This is a genomic window from Staphylococcus sp. HMSC065D05 (genome assembly GCF_001813195.1).
Classification (GTDB): domain Bacteria; phylum Bacillota; class Bacilli; order Staphylococcales; family Staphylococcaceae; genus Staphylococcus; species Staphylococcus epidermidis.
The window spans coordinates 1-4,473 of the sequence record NZ_KV811714.1 but is presented as its reverse complement, the minus strand read 5'-3'; the positions used below and the strand labels follow the sequence as shown (position 1 = coordinate 4,473).

The 4,473-nt window shown below is 30.1% G+C and carries 4 protein-coding genes; all 4 read left to right on the top strand.

Going from position 1 to position 4,473, the window contains the following annotated elements; translation table 11 throughout:
* On the top strand, positions 1–1,039 hold a 1,039-nt coding region (gene mobV / locus HMPREF2897_RS00020), incomplete at its 5' end, for a MobV family relaxase (RefSeq protein WP_070592389.1).
* 526 nt (positions 1,040–1,565) lie between these two features.
* Complete coding sequence (locus tag HMPREF2897_RS00015; protein WP_000277654.1) at positions 1,566–2,510, top strand: replication initiation factor domain-containing protein; 945 nt, start codon at positions 1,566–1,568, stop codon at positions 2,508–2,510.
* 161 nt (positions 2,511–2,671) lie between these two features.
* Positions 2,672–4,051 carry a tetracycline efflux MFS transporter Tet(K) gene (gene tet(K) / locus HMPREF2897_RS00010; protein ID WP_000492283.1) on the top strand — a complete coding sequence of 460 codons (1,380 nt, stop codon included), beginning with the start codon at positions 2,672–2,674 and terminating at the stop codon, positions 4,049–4,051.
* Between the two features lie 185 nt (positions 4,052–4,236).
* Positions 4,237–4,473, top strand: a 237-nt coding sequence (locus HMPREF2897_RS00005) for a plasmid recombination protein (RefSeq protein WP_176744848.1), incomplete at its 3' end; no start/stop codon positions are given.

The following is a 4,473-nucleotide window of genomic DNA, read 5'->3' as shown; positions in this document are numbered from 1 at the left end:
AGGCAAAAGAAAAATTAGAACAGACGCGATTAAACACATTGATGGTTTAATTACATCAGACAATGATTTCTTTGATAATCAAACGCCAGAAGATACAAAGCAGTTTTTTGAATATGCTAAAGAGTTTTTAGAACAAGAATACGGTAAAGATAATTTATTATATGCAACAGTTCACATGGACGAAAAAACACCACATATGCATTATGGCGTTGTTCCAATAACTGATGATGGTCGTTTAAGTGCTAAAGAAGTTGTAGGTAATAAAAAAGCTTTAACAGCGTTTCAAGATAGATTTAATGAGCATGTTAAACAACGAGGATATGATTTAGAACGTGGGCAATCAAGACAAGTAACAAATGCTAAACATGAGCAAATAAGTCAGTATAAACAAAAAACAGAATATCATAAGCAAGAATATGAACGTGAGAGCCAAAAAACAGACCATATAAAGCAAAAGAACGATAAATTAATGCAAGAGTACCAAAAATCGTTAAATACGCTTAAAAAGCCTATAAATGTTCCGTATGAGCAAGAAACTGAAAAAGTAGGTGGTTTATTTAGCAAAGAAATACAAGAAACTGGAAATGTTGTAATAAGCCAAAAAGATTTCAATGAATTTCAGAAACAGATAAAAGCTGCTCAAGATATTTCGGAAGATTACGAGTATATAAAGTCTGGTAGAGCCTTAGATGATAAAGATAAGGAAATACGAGAGAAAGATGATTTATTAAATAAAGCAGTTGAGCGTATTGAAAACGCAGACGATAATTTTAACCAACTTTACGAAAATGCAAAGCCACTTAAAGAGAATATAGAAATAGCGTTAAAGCTTTTAAAAATCTTACTAAAAGAGTTAGAACGAGTTTTAGGAAGAAATACCTTTGCGGAAAGAGTTAATAAGTTAACAGAAGATGAACCAAAACTAAATGGTTTAGCAGGAAACTTAGATAAAAAAATGAATCCAGAATTATATTCAGAACAGGAACAGCAACAAGAACAACAAAAGAATCAAAAACGAGATAGAGGTATGCACTTATAGAACATGCATTTATGCCGAGAAAACTTATTGGTTGGAATGGGCTATGTGTTAGCTAACTTGTTAGCGAGTTGGTTGGACTTGAATTGGGATTAATCCCAAGAAAGTACCAACTCAACAACACATAAAGCCCTGTAGGTTCCGACCAATAAGGAAATTGGAATAAAGCAATAAAAGGAGTTGAAGAAATGAAATTCAGAGAAGCCTTTGAGAATTTTATAACAAGTAAGTATGTACTTGGTGTTTTAGTAGTTTTAACTGTTTACCAGATAATACAAATGCTTAAATAAAAAAAGACTTGATCTGATTAGACCAAGTCTTTTGATAGTGTTATATTAATAACAAAATAAAAAGGAGTCGCTCACGCCCTGACCAAAGTTTGTGAACGACATCATTCAAAGAAAAAAACACTGAGTTGTTTTTATAATCTTGTATATTTAGATATTAAACGATATTTAAATATACATCAAGATATATATTTGGGTGAGCGATTCCTTAAACGAAATTGAGATTAAGGAGTCGATTTTTTATGTATAAAAACAATCATGCAAATCATTCAAATCATTTGGAAAATCACGATTTAGACAATTTTTCTAAAACCGGCTACTCTAATAGCCGGTTGGACGCACATACTGTGTGCATATCTGATCCAAAATTAAGTTTTGATGCAATGACGATCGTTGGAAATCTCAACCGAGACAACGCTCAAGCCCTTTCTAAATTTATGAGTGTAGAGCCCCAAATAAGACTTTGGGATATTCTTCAAACAAAGTTTAAAGCTAAAGCACTTCAAGAAAAAGTTTATATTGAATATGACAAAGTGAAAGCAGATAGTTGGGATAGACGTAATATGCGTATTGAATTTAATCCAAACAAACTTACACGAGATGAAATGATTTGGTTAAAACAAAATATAATAAGCTACATGGAAGATGACGGTTTTACAAGATTAGATTTAGCCTTTGATTTTGAAGATGATTTGAGTGACTACTATGCAATGTCTGATAAAGCAGTTAAGAAAACTATTTTTTATGGTCGTAATGGTAAGCCAGAAACAAAATATTTTGGCGTGAGAGATAGTAATAGATTTATTAGAATTTATAATAAAAAGCAAGAACGTAAAGATAATGCAGATGCTGAAGTTATGTCTGAACATTTATGGCGTGTAGAAATCGAACTTAAAAGAGATATGGTGGATTACTGGAATGATTGCTTTAGTGATTTACATATCTTGCAACCAGATTGGAAAACTATCCAACGCACTGCGGATAGAGCAATAGTTTTTATGTTATTGAGTGATGAAGAAGAATGGGGAAAGCTTCACAGAAATTCTAGAACAAAATATAAGAATTTGATAAAAGAAATTTCGCCAGTCGATTTAACGGACTTAATGAAATCGACTTTAAAAGCGAACGAAAAACAATTGCAAAAACAAATCGATTTTTGGCAACATGAATTTAAATTTTGGAAATAGTGTACATATTAATATTACTGAACAAAAATGATATATTTAAACTATTCTAATTTAGGAGGATTTTTTTATGAAGTGTCTATTTAAAAATTTGGGGAATTTATATGAGGTGAAAGAATAATTTACCCCTATAAACTTTAGTCACCTCAAGTAAAGAGGTAAAATTGTTTAGTTTATATAAAAAATTTAAAGGTTTGTTTTATAGCGTTTTATTTTGGCTTTGTATTCTTTCATTTTTTAGTGTATTAAATGAAATGGTTTTAAATGTTTCTTTACCTGATATTGCAAATCATTTTAATACTACTCCTGGAATTACAAACTGGGTAAACACTGCATATATGTTAACTTTTTCGATAGGAACAGCAGTATATGGAAAATTATCTGATTATATAAATATAAAAAAATTGTTAATTATTGGTATTAGTTTGAGCTGTCTTGGTTCATTGATTGCTTTTATTGGTCACAATCACTTTTTTATTTTGATTTTTGGTAGGTTAGTACAAGGAGTAGGATCTGCTGCATTCCCTTCACTGATTATGGTGGTTGTAGCTAGAAATATTACAAGAAAAAAACAAGGCAAAGCCTTTGGTTTTATAGGATCAATTGTAGCTTTAGGTGAAGGGTTAGGTCCTTCAATAGGGGGAATAATAGCACATTATATTCATTGGTCTTACCTACTTATACTTCCTATGATTACAATAGTAACTATACCTTTTCTTATTAAAGTAATGGTACCTGGTAAATCAACAAAAAATACATTAGATATCGTAGGTATTGTTTTAATGTCTATAAGTATTATATGTTTTATGTTATTTACGACAAATTATAATTGGACTTTTTTAATACTCTTCACAATCTTTTTTGTGATTTTTATTAAACATATTTCAAGAGTTTCTAACCCTTTTATTAATCCTAAACTAGGGAAAAACATTCCGTTTATGCTTGGTTTGTTTTCTGGTGGGCTAATATTTTCTATAGTAGCTGGTTTTATATCAATGGTGCCTTATATGATGAAAACTATTTATCATGTAAATGTAGCGACAATAGGTAATAGTGTTATTTTTCCTGGAACCATGAGTGTTATTGTTTTTGGTTATTTTGGTGGTTTTTTAGTGGATAGAAAAGGATCATTATTTGTTTTTATTTTAGGATCATTGTCTATCTCTATAAGTTTTTTAACTATTGCATTTTTTGTTGAGTTTAGTATGTGGTTGACTACTTTTATGTTTATATTTGTTATGGGCGGATTATCTTTTACTAAAACAGTTATATCAAAAATAGTATCAAGTAGTCTTTCTGAAGAAGAAGTTGCTTCTGGAATGAGTTTGCTAAATTTCACAAGTTTTTTATCAGAGGGAACAGGTATAGCAATTGTAGGAGGTTTATTGTCACTACAATTGATTAATCGTAAACTAGTTCTGGAATTTATAAATTATTCTTCTGGAGTGTATAGTAATATTCTTGTAGCCATGGCTATCCTTATTATTTTATGTTGTCTTTTGACGATTATTGTATTTAAACGTTCTGAAAAGCAGTTTGAATAGTTATATTATATTTTGGTTTAGAACTATGAGTGGCTAGCATTTTGCCACTCATTTTTTGCGTTAGCAAAAACAGGTTTAAGCCTCGCAGAGCACACGTATTAACGACTTATTAAAAATAAGTCTAGTGTGTTAGACTTAAACTATTAAATACACATGAAACCTTTGTGCTTAGGAGTGATTTTTATATGTCTTATTCCATTGTTAGAGTTTCAAAAGTTAAATCTGGAACAAATACAACGGGCATACAAAAACATGTTCAAAGAGAAAATAATAATTATGAAAATGAAGATATAGACCATAGTAAAACTTACTTAAATTATGATTTGGTAAATGCTAATAAACAGAATTTTAATAACTTGATTGATGAAAAAATCGAACAGAATTATACAGGCAAAAGAAAAATTAGAACAGACGCGATTAAA

Excerpts from the sequence above, each read along its gene's own strand:
- HMPREF2897_RS00015 (WP_000277654.1), top strand. The coding sequence starts at position 1,566 with ATGTATAAAAACAATCATGCAAATCATTCAAATCATTTGGAAAATCAC.